This window comes from Kribbella sp. NBC_01505 (assembly GCF_045040285.1).
GTDB lineage: Bacteria > Actinomycetota > Actinomycetes > Propionibacteriales > Kribbellaceae > Kribbella.
The window spans coordinates 1,958,515-1,980,306 of record NZ_CP109425.1; the positions used below are offsets into that span (position 1 = coordinate 1,958,515).

Sequence of the window (21,792 nt, forward strand, 5' to 3'; positions counted from 1 at the left end):
ACGCCCCCAGCGAGTTACTCCGTGGGGGTGAGGCTGGTGCCCAGGGCTTGCCAGTCGAGGACGGGGGCGGCGAGGGTGCCGATGGTGGCTAGGAGGCCTAGGCGGGCTGCTTTGACCTCGGGGTCTTCGGCCATCACGAGGATGTCTTCGAAGAAGGTGGTGACGGGGTCGACCAGGATCGAGGCGGCGGGGACGAAGTCGCCGAGGGCGGTGGGCGCTTGGCCTACCTTCTGGACGGCTTCGTGCAGGACTACCTCGGCGGGCTCGGTCAGTTTGCCCGCGTCGTACGACGCCGCCGTACCCTCCGGGACGATCCGGCGGACGCGCTGCAGGACGGCGACCAGCTGAGCGAAGTCGGGGCTGCCGACCAGCTGCTGGAGGCTGGTCAGGGTCTCGTCGGCGACCACCGGTGCGGTTGCCAACGGCAACACTGCGGCCACCTGGAGGTGGTCTTCGCCGCGGTCGATCAGCTGCTGCTCGTAACGACGGATGGTGAACTCGACCACCTCGTCCAACGACTCGGCCGGTACGTCGATGCCCTGGGCACCGATCTCCGCGGCCGCTGCCTGCAGACCCGCGGGAAGGGTGATCGCCCGCAGCGCGGGGTGCTCGCGGAGGATCGCGACCACACCACCGGCAGCACGCCGAAGCGCGAACGGGTCCGAGCTGCCGGTCGGCTTGGCGCCGATCCCGAACAACCCGGCGAGCAGGTCGAAGCGATCCGCGAGCGCCAGCAGCGCACCCGGAGTCGTCGCCGGGACCGGGTCACCGGCCGAGCGCGGCAGCTCCATGTCGAAGAGTGCCTGTGCGACACCTTCGGTCTCCCCGGCACGGCGCGCGTACTCACGAGCCATCGTGCCGGCGAGCGAAGTCAGCTCAACCACCATCTGCGACCCGAGGTCGAACTTGGCCAGCTCAGCAGCCCGCGTAAGCGTCACCAGGTCATCACCCTCGACCCCGGCCACCGCGGCCAGGGCGAGTGCGATCCGGCCGATCCGGCCGGCGCGGTCCGCCATCGAGCCGAGCTTCTGCTCGAAGGCGAGCTTGTCCAGCTCGGCCTTCATGTCGGCCAGCGGGGTCTCGAGGTCGGCGCGCCAGAAGAAGGCCGCGTCCTCGTACCGCGCCCGCAGCACGGCCTCGTTGCCGTCCCGCACGGTCGCTTCCTTGACCGAACCGTTGGCCACAGCCACGAAGTGCGGCAGCAGCTGACCATCGGCGCCGCGCACCGGCAGGTAGCGCTGGTGCTTGCGCATCACCGTGGTGAGGATCTCCGCAGGGAGCTCCAGGTAGTCAGCCGAGAAGTTGCCCAGGATCGGCGTCGGCTCCTCGACCAGGTTGACGATCTGGTCGAGGAGCGCGGACTCCGCCGCGAAGTCGATGCTTCCGGTGACCTCGGCGGCCAGCTGCTCGGAGGTCTCGACGATCACCTGGCGGCGGCGCGCCGGGTCGGCCTCGATGCCGTGGATCCGGAGCAGGTCCAGGTAGCCCTCGGCCGCGGCGATCTCGACCTTCGGCTGGGCCGCGGTGCGGTGCACGCGGGTGGTCCGGCCGGCGGCCAGCGAGGACACCGAGACCGGCACGATCTCGTCACCGAGCAGCGCCACCAGCCAGCGCACCGGCCGGGTGAAGGACAGCTTGGCGTCGTTCCAGCGCATGTTCTTGTCCGAGCGCAGCCCGGCGACGATCTCGCTCAGGACCCCGCTCAGCACCTCGGCCGCCCCGCGACCCGGGTCCGGCTTCGTGACCGCGACGTACTCGACGCCGTCGACGTCGAGGGTGTGCAGCTCGCTGACCTCGACGCCCTGACCGCGGGCGAACCCGGCGGCGGCCTTGGTCACGTTGCCGTCGGCGTCGTACGCCGCGACCTTCTTCGGACCGCGGTTGACGCGCTCGGCGTCGGGCTCACCGGCCTGCACCTCGGCGACGAAGGCGACCACGCGGCGCGGGGTCGCGTAGACGGTGACGGCACCGTGGCCGAGCCGGGTCGCGCCCAGCTTCTCGGTCAGCGCGGCCTTCACGGCCGCGGCGGTCTTGGTGACCTCCGACGGCGGCATCTCCTCGGTGCCGATCTCGAAGGTCAGCTGACGCGTCCCGGTGGCGACCGGGAAGGTCGTCGGCACCTCGGCGGCCGGCGGCAGCTCGGCGACGCCGAGCGGGTGCTCCAGCTCAGTACGGCGCTCGGCCCAGAGCTGAGCGACCTCGCGGGCCAGCGTCCGCATCCGGGCGAAGGCCTTGGCGCGCTCCGTCGTGCTGACCGCGCCCCGGGCGTCGAGGACGTTGAAGGTGTGCGAGCAGCGCAGCACCTGGACATGCGCGGGCACCGGCAGCCGCAGGTCGAGCAGGCGGCGGGCCTCGTTCGCGTACTCCTCGAAGAGCCGCTTCTGCGACTCCACGTCGGCGTCGTCCAGGTAGTACCGGCTCATCTCGTACTCGGCCTGGCCGAAGGCCTCGCCGTACGAGATGCCGGGCGCGTAGGCGATGTCCTTGAAGTGCGAGACGCCCTGCAGCGCCATCATGATCCGCTCGATGCCGTAGGTGATCTCCACCGACACCGGGTCCAGCGTCATCCCGCCGGCCTGCTGGAAGTAGGTGAACTGGGTGATCTCCAGCCCGTCCAGCCACACCTCCCAGCCGAGACCCCACGAGCCGGTCGCCGGGTTGGCCCAGTTGTCCTCGACGAACCGGACGTCGTGCGCGTGGATGTCGACGCCGAGCGCGGTCAGGCTGTCCAGGAACAGCTCCTGCGGGTTCCCCGGGTCCGGCTTGAGCACCACCTGGAACTGGGTGTGCGTCTGCAGCCGGTTCGGGTTCTCGCCGTACCGGGCGTCGTCGGGCCGGACACTCGGCTCGACGTAGGCGACCCGCCACGGCTCGGGACCGAGCACGCGCAGGATCGTCGCCGGGTTCAGCGTCCCGGCACCGACCTCGGTGTTGAACGGCTGCACGATCATGCAGCCCCGGTCGGTCCAGTACTTCGTCAGCGCGATCAGCGCGTCCTGCATGGTGAGCACAGCAAACCTCAAGCCGTCTTCGGGGATTCCTGGGCGCGATTCTATTCGGTTTCCACCCTTGGTCGTGCCGGGTGGTCCCGCGCCGTAGCGAGCATGTGCTCGGTGCGGTAGCTCGGCGTGCTGGAGGGGAGGCCTCGATGCTTTTCCATCGTGGCCTTTCCTCCAGTGCGGCGAGGTGCCGTGCCGGGTGCAGCGCAGTAGGCGTGGGACCACCCGGCACGGCCTAGACTTACCGGGTGACCTCACCCCTGCACGCAGCGGTAGTCCGCTAGTTCCGTCGTCCGCTCCCCGGCGCCGATCAGGCCTCCGGGTGAGCCGTGCTGCCCTTTTCCGCTTTCGACGGCAGGGACGACTTTCTCTTGAACATCTTCACCGTGGACGACACGACGTCCGCGGATCGGGCGCTGCGCCTGATCCGCCAGGGCCGCACCCTCCGCTGGGAGGGTGACTTCCAGAATGCGAGACAACTACTCACCGCCCTCGGCCGCCGCACCCGGCGTCCGAGACAACTGAATTCGTTGCTCATAGCAATGACTGACTACGAGATCCGGTTGCGCCGGGCACCGGACGTCTATCAAGCCTGCTTGGAGGCGTACGGCCCACCTGACGGCGAGCGCCTGATCCCGTTGCGTGAACTGCTCGGCGTCATCGGCGCCCACCAGCTACGCAAACGCGGCATCTATCTTCCAGCACTGGACACGCGAATCCATCCGCACTACGGGGTGTTCGCACCGACCAGATCCGAGTACGTCGCCTTGCTCGCCAACGAACCACTGCCGCCGGCCGAGGTCGCCTTCGACATCGGAACCGGCACCGGCGTACTGGCAGCAGTCCTTGTCCACAAAGGGATTCGGACTGTCATTGCTACTGACAACAACCCCCGAGCGGTCGAATGCGCACGGGAAACCCTGGGCACCCGAGCCCAGGTGATCGAGGCCGACCTGTTCCCACCAGGGCGGGCCGATCTGATCGTCTGCAACCCGCCATGGGTTCCCGGACGACCGATGACAGTGCTCGACACCGCCGTGTACGACGAGGACAGCCGGATGCTGCGCGGATTCCTGCACGGGGTGCGCGACCACCTCAATCCGGGTGGCGAGGCGTGGCTGATCCTGTCCGATCTCGCCGAACTGCTGGAGCTGCGGTCGCGAGCGGAGCTGCTCGACGAGTTCCAGGCAGCTGGATTGGAGGTCGTCGGGCGTTCGAGCGCCGCACCGACCCATCGGAAGGCCCGGAACGACGAGACCACCTATTTATGGCGGTTGCGTCCATCGGAGGCCGCGCCGTTCGTGGAGGAGGCATGAACAACCTACTGACAGTCCCCGAGGCAGAGCTGTACTACGAGGTGCGCGGAAGCGGGCCGTTGGTCGTGCTCGTCGGAGCACCGATGGATGCGGACTCGTTCGCACCGCTGGCCGACCTGCTCGCCGACAGCTACACCGTGCTGACCACGGACCCGCGCGGCGTCAAGCGCAGCAAGCTCACAGACGGCGGTACGTCGACTCCTGAGCAGCGGGCCGACGACCTGGCCCGACTGATCCAGTACGTCGACCGCGGGCCGGCCGTGGCGTTCGGGTCGAGCGGTGGGGCGGTGAGTGTGCTGGCGCTCGCGCAGAACCATCCGGAAACCGTGCGGGCGGTGATCGCCCATGAACCGCCACTGGATCACCTGGTCGCGGACGGCGACGAGCTGCTCGCGAAGTCGGAGAAGCTGATGGCCGACTACCTGAGCGGCGACGTGGTCGGCGCCTGGGAGCAGTTCTTCGCGCTGGCGAACATCCAGCTGCCGCCCGGGATGGCGCAGATGATGTTCGGCGGCGAGAGGGATCCGCAGCAGGTGGCCGACGAGCGGTTCTGGTTCGCGCACGAGATGCGCGAGTCGATCAGCTGGCGGCCGGACCTCGCGCGGCTCAGCGCCGTACGGGTGCTTGTTGGTATCGGCAGCGACTCGACGGGTCAGCTTTGCGACCGAACCTCGACCGCACTGGCCGACCTCTTGGGCATCAAGCCGACGCATTTCCCGGGCGGGCACACGGGATTCGCCGACGATCCGAAGGCGTTCGAACCGGAGCTACGCCGTCAGCTGGTCGAGGTTGTCCTCGACCCAGGAGCGTAGTGCGGACAGCGGCACGGAGACGCTCTGACCGAGATTGGTCAGCGAGTACTCCACGTGCAGCGGGACTGCGGGGAAGATCTCGCGGTGCAGGAAGCCGTTCTCCTCGAGGCGGCGCAGGGTCTGGGTCAGCACCTTCGGGCTGATGCCCTGCAGGCGCCGTTGCAGCTCGCCGAACCGCAGCGGGCCGTCCTCCAGCGATCCGATCGCGAGGGCGGCCCACTTGTTCGCGAGCAGGTCGAGCACGTCGCGGCACGGGCACTGCGCCGCGTAGACGTCGTGGTGGTCATGCTTCCCGGTCACGCACATGGTAGTCACTTTCCAAAAGATAGCACCCGTGCTTTCCAAAAGATAGTATTAGGCCTTGCGGGAAACTAGGGCCGCACAGATACCTTCTTGCCCATGAGAGCAATCAGCCAGAAAGAGTTCGGTGGCCCGGAGGTCCTGCAGCTGGTCGAGGTCGACCGGCCCGAGCCCCTGCCGACCGAGGTATTGGTCCGTGTCCACGCCGCCGGAGTGAACCCGGTCGACGCCAAGACCCGCGCCGGCGGCGGCATCGCCGGCGTGCTCGGCGAGCTGCCGTTCATCCTCGGATGGGATGTATCCGGTGTCGTCGAGGCAGTCGGCCACGGGGTGCACACCCTGAAGGTCGGCGACGAGGTCTACGGGATGCCGTGGTTCCCGCGGGCCGCTTCCGCGTACGCCGAGTACGTGACCGCGCCGTCCCGGCACTTCGCCCGTAAGCCCGCCAACCTGGATCACATCCAGGCGGCCGCGCTCCCGCTGGCCGGACTGACGGCGTACCAGATCCTGACGGCGCTGGCCGACGTACAGAAGGACCAGCGGGTGCTGATCCACGCCGCGGCGGGCGGAGTCGGCCACCTGGCCGTCCAGTTCGCGAAGGCGCTCGGCGCCCACGTCGTCGGTACGGCGAGCGCCGGCAAGCACGAGTGGTTGCGTGAACTCGGCGCCGACGAGGTCATCGACTACACGACAACCGCCGTCGAGGACGCGACCGGCGACATCGACGTCGTGGTCGACCTGATCGGCAGCGAGACCACCCTCGGTCAGTCGATCAAGGTCCTCAAGCCGGGCGGACTGCTCGTCGCGGTGCCGTCCGGGACCTCCCCCGAGCTGCTCGAGTCGGCGAAACAGGCCGGTGTCCGGGTCTCGTCGTACCTGGTCGAGCCCGACGGGCACGCGCTCGGCGAGATCGCCGAACTGGTCGAGAGCGGCGCGGTCCGGGTCGAGGTCGAGCAGGTCTTCCCGTGGACCGAGGTGGCCGACGCCCACCGTGCCCAGGAGTCCGGCCGCACCAAGGGAAAGCTCGTCCTCGAGGTCAACTGAGACGCACCGTCGGGTACTGCGGGGTCATGTGTAAGGCTGGTGGGGTCCGGTGGGTTACAGATGGAACGCATCGGGCACCGATCCGAGGTGCTGCCGGGACCCGTCCCTCCGCGTGGCGTCTTGACCTCAACCGTGGTTGAAGTTTCAAGCTGGACAGGTATACCGGCCCCCGCAGGCCCCGACGAAGGAGCAGAGTTGACCACGTACACGCTTCCCGATCTTTCCTACGACTACGGCGCACTCGCTCCGAGCATCGCCGGCGAGATCATGGAGCTGCACCACTCCAAGCACCACGCGACCTATGTGAAGGCTCTGAACGACACCCTCGACAAGCTGGCCGAGGCCCGCGACAAGGGTGACTTCGGTTCGATCGTCGGCCTCGAGAAGACGCTCGCCTTCAACCTCGGCGGCCACGTCAACCACTCGATCTTCTGGAAGAACCTGTCGCCGGAGGGTGGCGACAAGCCGGACGGCGAGCTGGGCGCGGCGATCGACGAGTCGTTCGGTTCGTTCGACGGCTTCCAGGCGCACTTCACCGCCGCGGCCACCACGATCCAGGGCTCCGGCTGGGCGATCCTCGGCTGGGACGCGGTAGGCAGCCAGCTGCTCGTGCACCAGCTGTACGACCAGCAGGGCAACCTGCCGGCCGGGCAGACCCCGATCGCGATGCTGGACATGTGGGAGCACGCCTTCTACCTGCAGTACAAGAACGTGAAGCCGGACTACGTCAAGGCCTGGTGGAACGTCGTCAACTGGGCCGACGCCCAGGCGCGTTTCGACGCCGCCCGCGCCGGCGCCGGTGCGTTGATCACCGGAGCCTGAGGCTCGACGAGGCCCCGGTGAACCGTTCGCGGTTCACCGGGGTCTTGTGCTGTACCCGGCGATGACAGGGGCGATCGCGGTTGCCTTGATGACGTGGTTCTGACCTGGAACCTCGGTGTGCTCAGCACCCGGTACGGCGGCCGCCAGCGCGCGGGTCGACGTCTTCATCCAGGCCGGGCTCTTCCCGCCGTTCACCACCAGGACCGGTACGTCGATCGCCGCCCACTGTGTTGCGTCCAGCGGATCGCCGAAGCAGTTCTCCCCCAGCAACCGCGCGTCGTACGGGAGGGTGTGGGCGATCGCCCGCATCGGCTTCCAGGCGGGCATCAGCTTCATCATCGTCACCACGAACCCGGGCAGCCCGATGCCCTTCGTGAAGAAGTACTTGATCGCCGGGCCGGGCTCGAGCGCCTCCAGGTCGGCGACCCAGCTGCGCGGGATCTGCTTGCGACTGTCGTCCACCACGAAGGGTGGCTCGAACACCACCGCCCTCTCGATCGCCACCCCGGCGGCCAGGGCGCGCAGTACCAGCGCGGCACCGGACGAGGTTCCGTAGACGCAGGCCGAACCGCCGGCGGCCTCGATCACCGCGGCCAGGTCCTCGATCTCGCGGTCGACCTCGTAGTCGCTGGTATCGCCGGACTCGCCCCGGCCGCGGCGGTCGTAGTTGTAGACGGTGAAGCGATCCGCGAGTTGCTCGGCGAGATCGGGCATCGGGCCTTGCGCGCGGCTGCACAGCGCGCCGTCGACGAGGATCAGCGCCGGGCCGGAACCGTGCTGGTCATAGGCGATCGTCGTACCGTCCTTGGAAACCGCTGTGTTCATGGCACCGCTCCTTGCTTTCGGGGTCTTGCCCGTGCGTCGAAAATCCTCCGGCGAGATCGACACAGAGTGCGGAAATTACGCGGGGTGAGGAGGAAAACCCGTGTACTTCGGAGACCAATGTGACATGGATCACAGCTGGTCGCGATGCGGAGTCATCGGATGACAGGGTGCGGTCAACAAGCGTCCGCCTCGCTTGCAGTTCGCCGTTGAGGCTGAGGACGTTTCCGGCCAGGAGCGAGCTTGGGGGCTCGATACGTTCCTGGCGCCAGACGGAACTGGGAGGAACTCTGTGAAAGCCCGTACCTGGCTCGCCGGCCTTGCCGCCGGTGCAGTCGCCTTGACTTTGGCAGCGCCCAACGCTGCCATCGGCGCCCCGGCCGCGGACCCCGCGCCGAAGCCGTCGATCCGCCAGCTCGACACGCCCGCGGGTGGCGGCGCCGGGATCGTCACCAAGCGCGATGCCCTCGGCCGCGCACACTCGGTCCGTCCGACCACCCCGCTGAAGGCCCGAAGGCAGTGGCCTCGCGCGCGGCCAAGGCCGCCACCAGCCGCCCCGACTCGGCAGCCGTCGCGAAGGCCCAGGTCGACGCGGTCGCGCCGTACTTCGGCGCCCGCCCGGCCGACCTGGTCTCGACCGGCACCTCGATGTCGGAGTACGGCTCGCAGACCCGTTTCCAGCAGACCATCGACGGTGTGCAGGTGTTCGGCGGCGAGATCGTCGCCAACCTGGACAAGGCCGGCTCCCTGGAGTCCGCCAACGGTGAGGTCGCGCTGGCGACGTACGGCGCCTTCCCGGCCGCCGACAAGGTCGACGCGGCGAAGGCCAAGGCGCAGCAGTCCGCGCTGGCCGCTGTCGCCCAGCAGGGCAAGCTCGACGCCTCGAAGCTGAAGGCCGACCTGACCGGCCCGCGCTGGTTCGACATGGGCCTGATGACCCGGCAGCCCGGCTCGGTCGCCATCCCGGTCTACCTGTACGAGGTCACCGGCCCGAACGACACCCGCTGGCAGGCCATGGTGCACGCCTCGGGCCAGGCACTGCTCGCCTGGGACCTGAGCGAGAAGATCAACCGCGTCGTCTGCGACGCCAACCACGCGGTCATCCAGACCGGTGGCGAGGACGTCCGCTGTGGCACGGTGTTCCAGCCGTCGCGCGTCGAGGGCGGTCCGGCCTCGGACGTCCAGGACGTCAACCAGGTCTTCGACTTCTTCGGTGACACCTCCGACACCTACGCGTCGCTGGGCACCGACCTGACCAACCTGATCGGCGTCGACTACGGCGACGGCAAGGGCAAGGCGCTGCGCGGCACCGTCCGGATCTGTGTCGACGGCGGCTGCCCCTACGCCAACGCGTTCTGGAACGGCGAGCAGATGGCCTTCGGTGAAGGCGTCAGCACCGACGACGTCACCGGTCACGAGCTGACCCACGGCGTCACCCAGCACACCTCGGGCCTGGCCTACCTGTGGGAGGCCGGCGCGATCAACGAGTCGCTGTCCGACATCATGGGCGAGTTCGTCGACCTGACCAACGGCTCCGCGGACGACACCGCCGAGAACCGCTGGCAGATCGGTGAGGGCTCGAGCCTCGGCGTCATCCGCAGCATGTCCGACCCGACGAAGTTCAACGACCCGGACAAGATGACGAGCGCGAACTGGTTCGTCGACGACTTCTTCCAGGACAACGGCGGCGTGCACCTGAACTCGGGCGTCGGCAACAAGACGGCGTACCTGATCGCCGACGGCGGCGCCTTCAACGGCCAGAAGATGCTCGGCATCGGCCTGGCCCGCTCCGAGGTGCTGTGGCACGAGACCCAGAAGGTGCTGACCTCCGGCGCCGACTACGGCGACCTCGCCGAGGGCCTGCGCGCCACCTGCGACAAGCTGGCCAAGAAGAAGAAGTCGGGCATGACCAAGAAGGACTGCGCCCAGGTCGAGCTGGCCATCAAGGCCACCGAGCTCGACAAGGAGCCGACCGTCGGTCTGCCGGCGCAGGCCCCGGTCTGCGACACCGCCGGCGCCAAGGTCAAGAACCTGCTGAAGACGAGCTTCACGGAGTACCCGGACGGCAAGGTCGTCCGCGACCAGGGCTGGGTGCTCGGCAAGGCCGAGGGCGTCGAGGGTTCGCAGGTCGACACGTCGTACAGCAAGGACGGTGACGACTCCATGTTCGGCATGGTGACCGCCCCCGACCAGGCGATCGGCATCCAGACCGCCAACGGCACCAAGGTGAAGGCCCAGAAGACGTACCTGCGCTTCCAGCACGCGTACAACTTCTACAACGTGTTCATCATCTTCGGTGTCCGCACCGGTACCGCCACCCTGGAGTACTCCGACAACGGCGGCGCGACCTGGAAGGACAGCTCCGCGCTGACCGGCTGGACGAACGGCCCGACCGTCGACCCGAACTTCGACGACGAGCCCGCCGCCTGGCACGGCAACTCGGGCGGCTGGGAGACCAGCCGGCTGGACGTGACCGAGTTCCAGGGCAAGCAACTGAAGTTCCGCTGGACCGAACACGGCAAGGACTTCGCCGACCTGATTCCGGCCAACTGGTGGCTGGACAACGCGAGCATCTACACCTGCTCGAAGTAGTACCTCTCCCGAAGGCCCGGCGGATTCGTCCGCCGGGCCTTCGGCCTGTTTCGGCCAATCTTTTTTCACACGGGGAAATCGATTGCCCACGAGGCCGTGCGGAGCTAATGTGCTGGCAGGAGTTCCCACCGCCCCGGGGAGACCGCCATGGCCGACCAGTTCGACGTACCCGCCCCCGCTGATCTTTCGGGTTGCGACAACCCCGCCTGTGGGGGCAACTGCCCTCGGGCCGGCGTCGCTCGCCGTACCTTTCTCTCCATCAGCGCCGCTGGTCTGGGCGCGATCGCCGCGCCGGATGCCCTGCGGGCGGCCGCCGCGCCGCTGGTACCGCGTGCTCCGGTCAGTGCGGCCGAGGTTGCTGCGCTAGCCGATCGCGGGGTGCCGACGGAGTACTCGGGCGCCGCGCTGGCCAAGATCGGGATGCCGGTTGGTGGCGGATGCGCAGGTCAGGTGTACCTGTCGGGCGACGGACGTATGTGGGGATGGGATGTCTCCAACGCGCTGACGTATCCGCTCGGCGGCGCGGACTTCGCCGGTACGCACTACACAGCGCCGCTGTCTGCTGATGCGCCAGGCGCGACTCGTTTCCGGCAGGGCTTCGCGCTGCGGACCGGGACAGTGTCTCGGTACGTCGATACGCGTGGCTTCAGCGATGTGCGATTCACCGGGCAGTATCCGATCGGCCGGGTGTCGTACCGGAGCATCGCGAGCCCGATCGACGTCACGCTCGACGCGTTCTCGCCGTTCATCCCGCTGGAGACGCTGGACTCGACCTTGCCTGCCACGGTGTTCGCGTTCACCCTGCGCAATGTCTCGGGCGAGGCTGTCGACGCGACGCTGCTCGGGTACTCCGAGAATCCGGTCTGCTTGGACAGCCGGCGTAACCAGCCGACCACCCAGCGGGCGACCGCATTCTCATCCGGGATCGAGTGGTCCGCCGCTGATCCGGCAACCTCGACGCAGGCGGACATCCTCTTCGAGGACTGGGAACGCGAGACCTACGACGGTTGGACGGCCACCGGTACCGCCTTCGGCTCCGGCCCGGTCGCGGTGGCCGCCGTACCCGAGTACATGAAGCGTTTCGGCGATCTGAAGGTGCATGGGACGCGGTTCGTCACGTCGCACAACTACCGCGCCAATCCGAATGACATCGGCGCGGCTGACGCCCACCTGGGCACGCTGACCAGTGCGCCCTTCGTAGTGAATCGTCGCTACGTAACAGCGTCTCTCGGTGGTGGAGCGGGCTCCGGTACGGCGTTGCAGGTCATCGTGGACGGCAGAGTCGTGGCGACGGCCAGTGGCGCGGACACCGAGCCGATGACCACCCGGCTGCTCGACGTCTCGGCGTACCAGGGTAGGACCGCGCAGCTCCGGCTGGTCGACAACGCATCAGGCGCGTGGGCGCATCTGAACGTGGACCGGATCATCTTCAGCGACCGGGCCGACGTCATCTTCGAGACCTGGGGCAGCGACACGTTCGGCGGTTGGATGACGACCGGTGAGGCGTTCAGGAGCGGGCCGGTGAAGCCGGAGCAGACTCCGGCGCTGATGCAGCGGTACGGCGATCTGAACGTCTACGGCTCGCGGTTCGTCACGTCGTACAACTTCCGGCTGAGCGGCGATCCGGACAACCGGACAGGCACGTTGACCAGCCCGGCGTTCGAGATCTCCCGCCGGTACGTCGCGGTCGCGATCGGCGGCGGCAATCGCGGCAGTGTGAGTGTGGTTGTCGACGGCAACGTCGTTGCCACGGCAACCGGCACCAACAGCGAGCCTCTGGTCGGTCAACTGCTTGATGTCGGCAACTACGAGGGCAAGACCGCACGGATCAAGGTGGTCGACAACATGACCGGCGGCTGGGCGCACATCAACGTCGGCAGTATCACGTTCACCGACCGCGCCGACATCCTCTTCGAGGACTGGGAACGATCCAACTACTCCGGCTGGACAGTCACCGGTACGGCGTTCGGATCGGGGCCGGTGACCGTCGCCGAGACACCGGCCGACTTCCGGCGGGCGTTCGGCAACCGCACCGAGCTGAATGTCTCGGGCAGCCGCTTCGTCACGTCGTACAACTTCCGGGACGGATCCCTCGACGGTTCGCAAGGGACGTTGACGAGCCGCGTCTTCACGATCGACCGGCGCTACATCACTGTGTGGACAGGCGGCGGCAGCAATCCGGCGACCACCGCCGTAAACCTGCTGGTGGACGGCGCCGTGGTCGCGACCGCCACCGGCGCGGACATCGAGCCGCTGGACGCGATCTGCTGGTCGGTCGGCCGCTGGGCCGGGAAGTCCGCGCAGATCCAGATCATCGACAAGTCCACCGGCGGCTGGGGGCACGTCAACGTCGACCGGATCATCTTCAGCGACCGGCCGATCCGTCAGCAACCCGTTGCCGACCGCACCGATGCGGGCAGCTTCGCGTTGACCGCGCTGGATCCGGGCGCCGTCGTACGACGGTCGATCGCGTCCTGGTCGACCCCGGCCGAACTGTTCGCCGCGGCGGACGGTCCGGCCGAGGTGGACGGCTCGGACACCCAGATCGGCACGGTCGCACTCAGCGTCCGGCTCGCGCCCGGTGAGTCGAAGACCCTGCGCTTCGTCCAAGGCTGGTTCTACCCGACACCCGAGCGGCGGCACTTCGGCCATCTGACCAACGGTTCGACGTTCCTCCGGCACTACGCCACCCGCTTCTCGTCGGCCCGCAAGGTCACCGAGCACGTCGGCGCGAACCTCGAGCGACTCGAGTCCGGCACGCGTGCCTGGGTGCAGACCTGGTACGACGATTCCACCTTGCCGCACTGGTTTCTCGAGCGAACCTTCGCGACCGCGTCGACGATCGCGACCGGCACCTGCTACCGCTGGAGCGACGGCCGTTTCTACGCGTGGGAAGGCGTCTACTGCTGCCACGGCACCTGCCAGCACGTGTGGAGTTACGCGCAGGCGATCGGCCGGTTGTTCCCCGAGCTCGAACGGGACACCCGCGAGCGCGTCGACCTCGGCATCGCCTACAAGCCCAGCGGCGAGATCGCGAACCGCGGTGAGTCCGGTGACGCGGCCTCGTCGTTCGCCGACGGCCACTGCGGCACGATCCTGCGCATCTACCGCGAACACCAGATGGCACCCGACGCATCGTTCCTGACTCGGGTCTGGGCCAAGGTGAAGACCTCGGTCGAGTACGTCATCTCGGCGCGCGACGGCTCCGACCAGGACGGCATCTTCCGCGGTGGGCAGTGGAACACCTTGGACACCGAGTGGTTCGGCGAGATCCCCTGGCTGAGCGGTCTGTACGTCGCCGCGCTGCGGGCCGCCTCCGCGATGGCGACCGAGATGGGCGACAACACCGCGGCCACCCGGTATCGCACGATCGCCGACCGCGGTTCGGCGTACCTGAACGGCTCGTTGTGGAACGGGACCTACGGGTACTACATCCAGAAGGTCGACGCCGCGCATCCGGCGGCGAACACGAACCGCGGTGTGTTCGTGGACCAGATGTACGGGCAGACGTACGCCGCACAGCTCGGGCTGCCGCGCGTCTTCGCGGCGGACAAGGCGCGGACCGCGCTGACCAGCCTGTATCGCAACAACTTCCAGCCGAACCCGTCGGCGTACCGGCCACCGGGTCTGCCCGCCGGCCGGGTCTACACCACGGCGAACGAGCCCGGCACGATCATGGTGACCTGGCCGAACGGCGGCTCTACCACGGCGGGCGGGCATCCGTACTTCAACGAGGTGTGGACCGGGCAGGAGTGGCAGTTCGCCGCGCAGCTGTTCGCGGAGGGGATGACGGCCGAGGGACTGGCGGTCTCGAAGGCGATCTACGACCGGCATCGCGGCGAGAAACGCAATCCCTACAACGAGATCGAGGCCAGCGACCACTACGCGCGGGCGATGATGAGCTTCGGCGCCTACCTGGCTGCATGCGGGTACGAATACCACGGGCCACGCGGTCATCTCGGGTTCGCGCCGCGACTGACGCCGGAGGAGTTCGCCTGCGCGTTCACGGCCGCTGAGGGCTGGGGTCGCTACCACCAGACCCGTACGGCGACCTCGCAGGTGGCGACTGTCGAAGTCCGGCACGGGCGGGTGCGACTGGCAACACTCGCCTTCGAAACCGCCCGACCCGCAACCGCGGTCTCCGTGACCCACGCCGGTACGACGTTGCCCGCCACGCTGGCGGTGAGCGGGAACCGGGCCCTGGTGACCCTCGGCACCCCGGTCGTCGTGACCGATCAGGATCTGGTGATCACCCTCACGGCATAGACAGACCTGGGCGCTCGTCGTCCCAGGCGGCGGCGCTGATCCGCCAACCGGCCGCGGTCCGGACGAACTGGATCGTCTTCATCCCGCGGCCGGTGAAAGCGACGCCGTCCTGACTACCTTCCTTGGCGTACGCGCCGTACCAGTGCGCGATGTCGCCGAAGATGTCGAGCCGGCCGTCCAGCGGCCATTCGTGGAAGTCGGTGAGCGTGCCTCCGGTGAGGAGCACGCGGCGGGGCGCGATGAACTCGTCCACCGTGTACGCCAGCGGCTCCATGCCGCAGGTGCGGACGATGAGCGCTTGCGGGATGAACAGCTCCGGCAGCGCGTCCAGACGCTCGTTGCAGTCCGGGGCGGAGACGAAAGCGTCGAAGAACCGGCGGATGAGCTCGTTCAGGGCGGTCTGGTCCATGTTCACAACTTAACGGGGTGGGTACCGGGTGTGGGAGCCGATCACGGGAGGCCGGAGATGAGTACGCGTTCGGACGTCGTACAGGACCAGCATGTCGGCGCACTGGTAAGTGACCTGACCAGCGACATGAGTCGACTGGTTCGGGACGAGTTACAGCTGGCCAAGGCCGAGCTGAAGGACAAGGGTAAGGAAGCCGGTGTCGGGATCGGCCTGTTCGGTGGGGCCGGGACGATCGCGCTGTACGGACTCGGTGCACTGATCGCGGCGGCCATCTGTGGGCTCGCCGTCGTACTGCCTGCGTGGCTGGCGGCGCTGATCGTCGCCGTGGCGCTGTTCGCGGTGGCCGCGGTCGCGGCGCTGCTCGGCAAACGCCATGTCAGTCAAGCAACTCCGCCCATTCCGCAACGCGCCGTCGAGGGTGTCCACGAGGACATCGAAGCCCTCAAGGGCCACCATCGGGAAGGGACTCTGACCTCATGAAGCACCGCGACGACATCTCCGAGACCGAGGCACTGCGCCTCGATCTCGAGCAGACCCGCCAGCACCTGGCCGACACCGTGCAGGAGCTCACCCACCAGCTCAACGTCCCACGACGTCTGAAGGAGTCCGCCGCCGAGGCAGGCAGTCGGGTGAAGGCGAACGCCGGCATGGCCAGCCTCCGGGTGAAGGACACCGCGGGTCAGGTCCCGGCGCTCACGAAGCAGCACCCCAAGGCCACGGCCGCCGTCGGTGGCGCGTTGGTCCTGGGCGCCGGCGCCGCAGCCTGGCTCGTCACCCGCCACAAGTAGGCCGGGCTATCGCTTGACGCTATCCCCTTGCCTTCGGGGCAGGGGGATAGCGGGTTTTTCGCGAGATGGCAGGGATTTGCGCGGGTTATCCCCTGCGTTGGCGGTGAGGGGATGCATACAGCGAACAGGTTTGGCATTCTCCGGAGTGGTAGCGACACGTAGTCCCCTGGTCGCTATTTGTATCCGCCGCCCAACGGAGTGAGGCCCGCCCATGTCATACCGTCATGCCCTGACAACCCTCGCCGTACTCGCCACTGCTGTTGCCGCACCGGTCGCCACCGCGTCCGCGGCACCCGCGCCGGAGTCGACCGCCACGACGATCTCGTCGTACACCGGTTCGGCTGCCGACCAGGCCGCGTCCAAGGCCTTCTACGACGCGGTCTGGACGTCCGTCCGCGCCCAGCAGGCAAAGGCCGCCAAGTCCGGCCAGAAGCTCGCCGCGGTCACCGTCCGGTACAAGGTGAACGCATCGACCTACCGCAGCCAGATCAGCCGCAGCACGCAGATCTGGAACTCCTCGGTCACCGACGTCCAGCTCGTCGAGGTGACCAGTGGTAGCTACGACTTCGACTACAGGCAAGGCAATGACTCTCGCGGGTCGTACGCTTCCACCAACGGTCACGGCCGGGGCTACATCTTCATCGACCACGCACAGGCCCAGCAGTACGACTCGACCCGGATCACCGCCCACGAGACCGGCCACGTGCTCGGTCTGCCGGACCACTACTCCGGGCCCTGCTCGGAGCTGATGTCCGGTGGTGGCCCCGGCCCGTCCTGCACCAACCCGAACCCGAACGCCGCCGAGCGCTCCCGGGTGAACCAGCTCTGGTGATCGACTGACCGCCGTACCCGGTCCGGGAGCCCTCGCTGCAAGGGGCTCCCGGACTGTTTTCTTCTACTTGAAGCTGCTCCAGAAGTCACAGTGATGGTCAGCCGGCCGGACCGCTCCCGGAGCCAACTGCTGGACCGTCGGCCACTGCGCCCAGCCAGGGTTACCCGTCCGCGCGAAGTCGGTCCACGCCTTCCGCATCTGCTGTGCGAGCTTCTTCTGCGCCGCAGTCAGCTGGTACGGCGGGCCGCCCGCCGCGTCGAACAGATAGTTCAGCTCGGACCCGTGCGAGGCACCGGTCGGAAAGCCCGCCGGGAACGGCACATACCCAGGTGCCGCCGGGTCGGCGAACTCATAGGCGTAGGCATCGCCGTGCCGCGCGAACGCCTTCGTGGTGGCACGTTGCGTGCAGGCCCAGACCCGATCGGTGTCCATCGCCGACCACGCGAGCGCCGCCGTACCGTAGTTCTTGGCGGGGTAGACGGCCTGAACCTCAGCTGCCCGCTCGCCGAACGCCTCTCGTAGCAGGGTCGGGTATTTCTCGTCCGTGACGGGATCGCTGAGCAGCTCCGCGATCGCAGCGATCGCGCGCGCCTCGTCCTTGGTGTGACCGGACATGATCGGGATCCGCGGCACGAGTCCCGCCCGCAACGCCTTGCCGGGTTCGAGCGGCAGCGTCGCGTTGCCGTAGGCAACAGAACCGAAGACGGCCGACTCGGCGAACACGTCGGCGGTGTCCAGCCTCCGCAGACAGCTCAGGACCGCCGCGTTCGGGCCCGTGCACTTCAGCTTCGCGGCCGCCGCGCGGCCCTGCTTCTGGATCTTCGCCGTCGGCTCCCAGAAGGAGCCTGCCGCCGCGTCCATCCAGAGGCCGTTGCGCGGCCAGTCCATCAGGCAGGAGCCGCTCTGCATGATGGCCCGATCGACCAGACCGCGAGTACCGGGTGAGGTCAGCAGCCCGCAGGTCCCGACACCACCGCCGGACTCGCCGAACAGCGTCACGTTGTGCGCGTCCCCGCCGAACGCACCGATGTTGCCGCGCACCCACCGCAGCGCCGCCTGCTGGTCCTGCATCCCGAACGTCCCCGAGCCGGGGAGGCCGGGCAGGCCGAAGTTCCCGAAGATCCCGATCCGGAAGTCGACGGTCACCACGATCACATCGCCCTCAGCCGACAGACTCGTCGGTACGTGCCCACTGCCCGATCCGGAGCTGAACCCGCCCCCGTGCGACCACACCATCACCGGTCGCGGCCCCTTGGACTTGGACTTCGGCACGGTGACGTGCAGGTAGAGGCAGTCTTCCGACGTGGTCGGCATCGGTTTGCCGTCCCCACCGGGCTGCGGGCAGTACGGCGTCGGCTTGGACGCGTCGCGGACACCGGACCATGCGGCCGGACGGTGCGGTGCGGCCCACCGCAGCTTGCCGACCGGCGGAGCGGCGTACGGGATGCCTTGGAACGTGATCGTCGACGGACCGGTCACGCCACGCACCACGCCGTCCTGGAGCCGGACGACCGCGGGGTCGGCACCGGCTTGGCTTGCGGGCACCGGCAGCGTGGCGAGGAGTACGCCGACCGCTGCCGGGAGGAACCTCAGTCTTCTGATCATGGCTTCAGCCTGCTGGCCGCGATGGTCGATCCGGCAGTAGCCAGGTGGCCAGAGTCCGGGCCGATGGTCCATGATCCGGCCCGGACCGGCCGCGTTGCTCTTAGGCTCGGAGCATGGACGAACCTCCCTGGCCGCGTCGCCGGCGCCTGGCCGACGTCGCGCTGATGCTCCTCGCGTACGTCGTCGCCGGCTTCACGCTGGCCGGTGAGCTGACCGCGGGCCGGCCGCCCGCCCAGGCCTGGATCGTGCTGGACGTGGCGGCGACCGTGATCGGTCCGCCCCTGCTGCTCTTCCGCCGCCGGTGGCCGATCCCGGTGGCCGTTGTCCTGCTGGTGCTGACCGCTGTGACGACGACTGCCGGTCCGGCGGCGGCGATCGCCTCGGTCATGGTCCGCCGGCGGTACCAGCAGGCGTTGGCGGTCGCGGGGTTCGCGTTGGCGATGGTCACGGTCAACCTGTTCCTCCGCCAGGGGTTCGCGACGTACTGGCCGATCTTCGGGGTCCTGGTGCTGATCGGGGCGATCGAACTGGGCCTGTTCCTGCGGCTACGGCTCCGGCTGGCCCAAGAGGCGGAGCAACGGGTACTGCGGTCGCGGGCCGAGGAGAGGGCCCGGATCGAGCACGCGCGACGGTCCGAGCGGTTGCGCATCGCGCGCGACATGCACGACGTACTCGCCGACCGGATCTCCTTGCTCAGCGTGCATGCGGGAGCGTTGGCGTTCCGGCCGGACGCGCCCGCCGAGCAGGTCGCGGCAACCGCGGAGGTGATCCGGCGCGCGTCGCACGACATCCTGACCGATCTGCAGCAGGTGATCGGGGTGCTCCGCGACGACGACCCGCCGCCGGAACCGGACCTGCGAGTTCCCGGGCTGCGCCAGATCGGCGCGCTGGTCGACGACGCCACCCGCTCCGGTCAGCCGGTCCGGATCAACGAGTTGCCGGATGCAACGATCTCCGAGGCGACCGGGCGGACGGCGTACCGGGTGGTGCAGGAGGGACTGACCAACGCGCGCAAGCATGCGCCGGGGCGCACGGTGGACGTGTCGTTCGAGGTCTCCGACGGCCTGATCATTGTGGTCAGCAACGAAGTGACGGCCGCGTCGGCAGCGGTTCCGGGGACCGGGCTCGGTCTGCTGGGTCTGCGGGAGCGGCTGGATCTGCTGGGTGGGCGGCTCGACTACGGCCTGCTGGACGGTGCGTTCCGGCTGACCGCGTGGTTACCCTTGGCGCCATGAGGGTGCTGCTGGTCGACGACGATCCGCTGGTCCGGATGGGGCTGCGGACGATGCTTGGCGGCGTTCCGGACATGGAGGTCGTGGGCGAGGCGGACGACGGATCCGCGGTCTGCGAACTGGTGACGTCGACGCGGCCGGACGTTGTGCTGATGGATCTCAAGATGCCTGGCACCGATGGGATCACCGCCACCGCGGAGGTGCGGGCGCTGCCGGATCCGCCGGTCGTGATCGTGCTGACGACGTACGACGCCGATGAGCAGGTGCTGCGGGCGCTGCGGGCGGGCGCGGCCGGCTTCGTGCTGAAGCACACACCGCCCGCGGACATCGTCGACGCGATCAGGCGAGCGGCCGCCGGCGAGCCGGTGCTGTCGCCGACCGTGCTGGCCGGGCTGATCCAGCATGTCACCGCGCCCGAGCAGGACCGGGCTCGCGACCTGCTCGCCTCGCTCACCGACCGCGAGCGAGCCATCGCCACCGCGGTCGCCCGCGGGCTGACCAACCCCGACATCGCCGCCGAGCTCTACCTGAGCACCGGCACCGTGAAGGCCCACCTCAGCCGGCTGATGACCAAGCTGAAGGTGACCAACCGGACCCAGGTCGCCGTACTCCTGCAGGACGCGGAAAACTAGCAGGCGGCGGCGCGTTCGAGGAGGAGGGTGCGTTCGCGTTCGTTGCGGGTGAGGCCGGCCGCCTTCTCGAACTCCTTACGTGCTTCGTCGAGGCGGCCGAGCTTGAAGAGCAGGTCACCGCGAACACTCGGGAGCAGGTGGTAGTCCTTCAGCGACGGCTCGTCGGCCAACGCGTCGACCGCCTCCAGGCCCTGAGCCGGGCCGAAGGCCATCGAGATCGCGACCGCCCGGTTGAGCTCGACGACCGGTGACGGCACGAGCTGCGCGAGGACGGCGTACAGGCCGGCAATGCGTTCCCAGTCGGTGTCGTCGGCGACGGCGGCTCGGGCGTGGCAGGCGGCGATCGCGGCCTGGACGAGGTACGGGCCGGGTGGCTTCTCCAGGGCCCAGGCGCGGTCGAGACCGGCCAGGCCGCGGTTGATCAGGAGGCGGTCCCAGCGGCGGCGGTCCTGCTCGAGGAGCAGGACGGGTTCGCCGTCGGGGCCGAGGCGGGCGTTCGCGCGGGACGACTGCAGTTCCATCAGGGCGAGCAGGCCGTGCACCTCGGGTTCGTCCGGCATCAGCTCGGCCAGCAACCGGCCGAGCCGCATCGCCTCGTTGCACAGCGTCGGCCGCATCCAGTCGTCGCCGGTGGTCGCGGAGTAGCCCTCGTTGTAGATCAGGTAGACGACCTCGAGCACACTGCCCAGCCGGTCCAGCAACTCCGGCCCAACCGGCACCTCGAACTCGACGCCAGCCTTGGCGAGGTTGCGCTTCGCCCGGACGATCCGCTGCGCGATGGTCGACTCCGGCGCGAGGAACGCGCGTGCGATCTCGTCGGTCTTCAGGCCACCCAGCAGCTTGAGGGTGAGGGTCACCCGCGCGTCCATCGTCAGCACCGGGTGGCACGCGGTGAACACCAGCCGCAGCAGATCGTCCTCGATGGTGTCCTCGAGGATCGCCTCCACGTCGTCCTCGACGCTCTCCCCGTCGATCTCGAGCTCGTGCCCCATCTCGGCGAGCTTGCGCTGGTACGTGTCCTTGCGCCGGATCAGGTCGATGGCCCGCCGCTTCGCGATCGCCATCAGCCAGGCGCCCGGGTTGTTCGGCACCCCCGACTCCGGCCACTGCTCCAGCGCCGCCACCAACGCATCCCCGGCCAGCTCCTCGGCCAGCCCGACATCCCGCACGATCCGAGCCACCCCGGCCACAATCCGCGCCGACTCGATCCGCCACACCGCATCAATCGCCCCGTGCACATCCGTCACTCCGCGATAAAACCCCACCCCACCCCAAACAGCAACCATGATTGCCACGGGTGACGGCGTACCGACGAACGGGT

General features: G+C 68.5%; 17 protein-coding genes. 11 read left to right on the plus strand and 6 right to left on the minus strand.

What is annotated here, in order from left to right:
- Positions 1-14: 14 nt before the first annotated feature.
- Positions 15-3,002, minus strand: a complete 2,988-nt coding sequence (locus OG474_RS08970) for a glycine--tRNA ligase (RefSeq protein ID WP_405064557.1) — start codon at positions 3,000-3,002, stop codon at positions 15-17.
- 383 nt (positions 3,003-3,385) lie between these two features.
- Between OG474_RS08970 and OG474_RS08975 the strand changes: the two genes are divergently transcribed.
- Positions 3,386-4,315 carry a methyltransferase gene (locus OG474_RS08975; protein WP_405061763.1) on the plus strand — a complete coding sequence of 310 codons (930 nt, stop codon included), beginning with the start codon at positions 3,386-3,388 and terminating at the stop codon, positions 4,313-4,315.
- Entirely contained in the window at positions 4,312-5,127 is an 816-nt protein-coding gene (locus OG474_RS08980) for an alpha/beta fold hydrolase (RefSeq protein WP_405061764.1), read from the plus strand. Before OG474_RS08975 ends, OG474_RS08980 begins: the two co-directional genes overlap by 4 nt.
- On the opposite strand, the gene OG474_RS08985 is transcribed toward OG474_RS08980, so the two are convergent.
- The gene (locus OG474_RS08985; RefSeq protein WP_405064558.1) at positions 5,083-5,433 is read right to left on the minus strand and encodes a winged helix-turn-helix transcriptional regulator; all 351 of its coding nucleotides are present in this window, start codon (positions 5,431-5,433) and stop codon (positions 5,083-5,085) included. The genes OG474_RS08980 and OG474_RS08985 overlap by 45 nt on opposite strands.
- 93 nt (positions 5,434-5,526) lie before the next feature.
- Here OG474_RS08985 and OG474_RS08990 point away from each other — a divergent pair, with 93 nt between their 5' ends.
- Entirely contained in the window at positions 5,527-6,471 is a 945-nt protein-coding gene (locus tag OG474_RS08990; protein WP_405061765.1) for an NADP-dependent oxidoreductase, read from the plus strand.
- 195 nt (positions 6,472-6,666) lie between these two features.
- On the plus strand, positions 6,667-7,293 hold the full coding sequence (locus tag OG474_RS08995; protein ID WP_405061766.1) for a superoxide dismutase: 627 nt from the start codon (positions 6,667-6,669) through the stop codon (positions 7,291-7,293).
- A 33-nt stretch (positions 7,294-7,326) separates the two neighbouring features.
- Here OG474_RS08995 and OG474_RS09000 read toward each other — a convergent pair whose 3' ends face one another.
- Positions 7,327-8,118, minus strand: coding sequence for an alpha/beta fold hydrolase (locus OG474_RS09000; protein WP_405061767.1), 792 nt, complete (start codon positions 8,116-8,118; stop codon positions 7,327-7,329).
- Between the two features lie 516 nt (positions 8,119-8,634).
- On the opposite strand from OG474_RS09000, the gene OG474_RS09005 reads away from it, so the two are divergent.
- Both OG474_RS09005 and OG474_RS09010 read left to right on the plus strand, forming a co-directional pair.
- Positions 8,635-10,707, plus strand: a complete 2,073-nt coding sequence (locus OG474_RS09005; RefSeq protein ID WP_405061768.1) for a M4 family metallopeptidase — start codon at positions 8,635-8,637, stop codon at positions 10,705-10,707.
- Between the two features lie 147 nt (positions 10,708-10,854).
- The gene (locus OG474_RS09010) at positions 10,855-14,973 is read left to right on the plus strand and encodes a GH116 family glycosyl hydrolase (RefSeq protein ID WP_405061769.1); all 4,119 of its coding nucleotides are present in this window, start codon (positions 10,855-10,857) and stop codon (positions 14,971-14,973) included.
- Here OG474_RS09010 and OG474_RS09015 read toward each other — a convergent pair.
- Positions 14,963-15,382, minus strand: a complete 420-nt coding sequence (locus OG474_RS09015) for a DUF4440 domain-containing protein (RefSeq protein WP_405061770.1) — start codon at positions 15,380-15,382, stop codon at positions 14,963-14,965. The genes OG474_RS09010 and OG474_RS09015 overlap by 11 nt on opposite strands.
- Before the next feature lie 57 nt (positions 15,383-15,439).
- Here OG474_RS09015 and OG474_RS09020 point away from each other — a divergent pair, with 57 nt between their 5' ends.
- From OG474_RS09020 to OG474_RS09030, 3 genes are all read left to right on the plus strand, one after another.
- On the plus strand, positions 15,440-15,862 hold the full coding sequence (locus OG474_RS09020) for a phage holin family protein (protein ID WP_405061771.1): 423 nt from the start codon (positions 15,440-15,442) through the stop codon (positions 15,860-15,862).
- Positions 15,859-16,170: a DUF3618 domain-containing protein gene (locus OG474_RS09025; RefSeq protein ID WP_405061772.1), complete on the plus strand. Its 312-nt coding sequence runs from the start codon at positions 15,859-15,861 to the stop codon at positions 16,168-16,170. The genes OG474_RS09020 and OG474_RS09025 overlap by 4 nt, the downstream gene beginning before the upstream one ends.
- Positions 16,171-16,381: 211 nt before the next feature.
- Positions 16,382-17,002 carry a snapalysin family zinc-dependent metalloprotease gene (locus OG474_RS09030; protein WP_405061773.1) on the plus strand — a complete coding sequence of 207 codons (621 nt, stop codon included), beginning with the start codon at positions 16,382-16,384 and terminating at the stop codon, positions 17,000-17,002.
- Between the two features lie 63 nt (positions 17,003-17,065).
- Here the strand turns inward: OG474_RS09030 and OG474_RS09035 are convergent, their stop codons facing one another.
- Positions 17,066-18,607 carry a carboxylesterase/lipase family protein gene (locus OG474_RS09035; protein WP_405061774.1) on the minus strand — a complete coding sequence of 514 codons (1,542 nt, stop codon included), beginning with the start codon at positions 18,605-18,607 and terminating at the stop codon, positions 17,066-17,068.
- Positions 18,608-18,720: 113 nt separating this feature from the next.
- Here OG474_RS09035 and OG474_RS09040 point away from each other — a divergent pair, with 113 nt between their 5' ends.
- The gene (locus OG474_RS09040) at positions 18,721-19,842 is read left to right on the plus strand and encodes a sensor histidine kinase (protein WP_405061775.1); all 1,122 of its coding nucleotides are present in this window, start codon (positions 18,721-18,723) and stop codon (positions 19,840-19,842) included.
- On the plus strand, positions 19,839-20,471 hold the full coding sequence (locus tag OG474_RS09045; protein WP_405061776.1) for a response regulator: 633 nt from the start codon (positions 19,839-19,841) through the stop codon (positions 20,469-20,471). Before OG474_RS09040 ends, OG474_RS09045 begins: the two co-directional genes overlap by 4 nt.
- Here the strand turns inward: OG474_RS09045 and OG474_RS09050 are convergent.
- A complete protein-coding gene (locus tag OG474_RS09050) occupies positions 20,468-21,718 on the minus strand; it encodes an RNA polymerase sigma factor (RefSeq protein ID WP_405061777.1) in 1,251 nt (416 codons plus the stop codon). The genes OG474_RS09045 and OG474_RS09050 overlap by 4 nt on opposite strands.
- Positions 21,719-21,792: the final 74 nt, after the last annotated feature.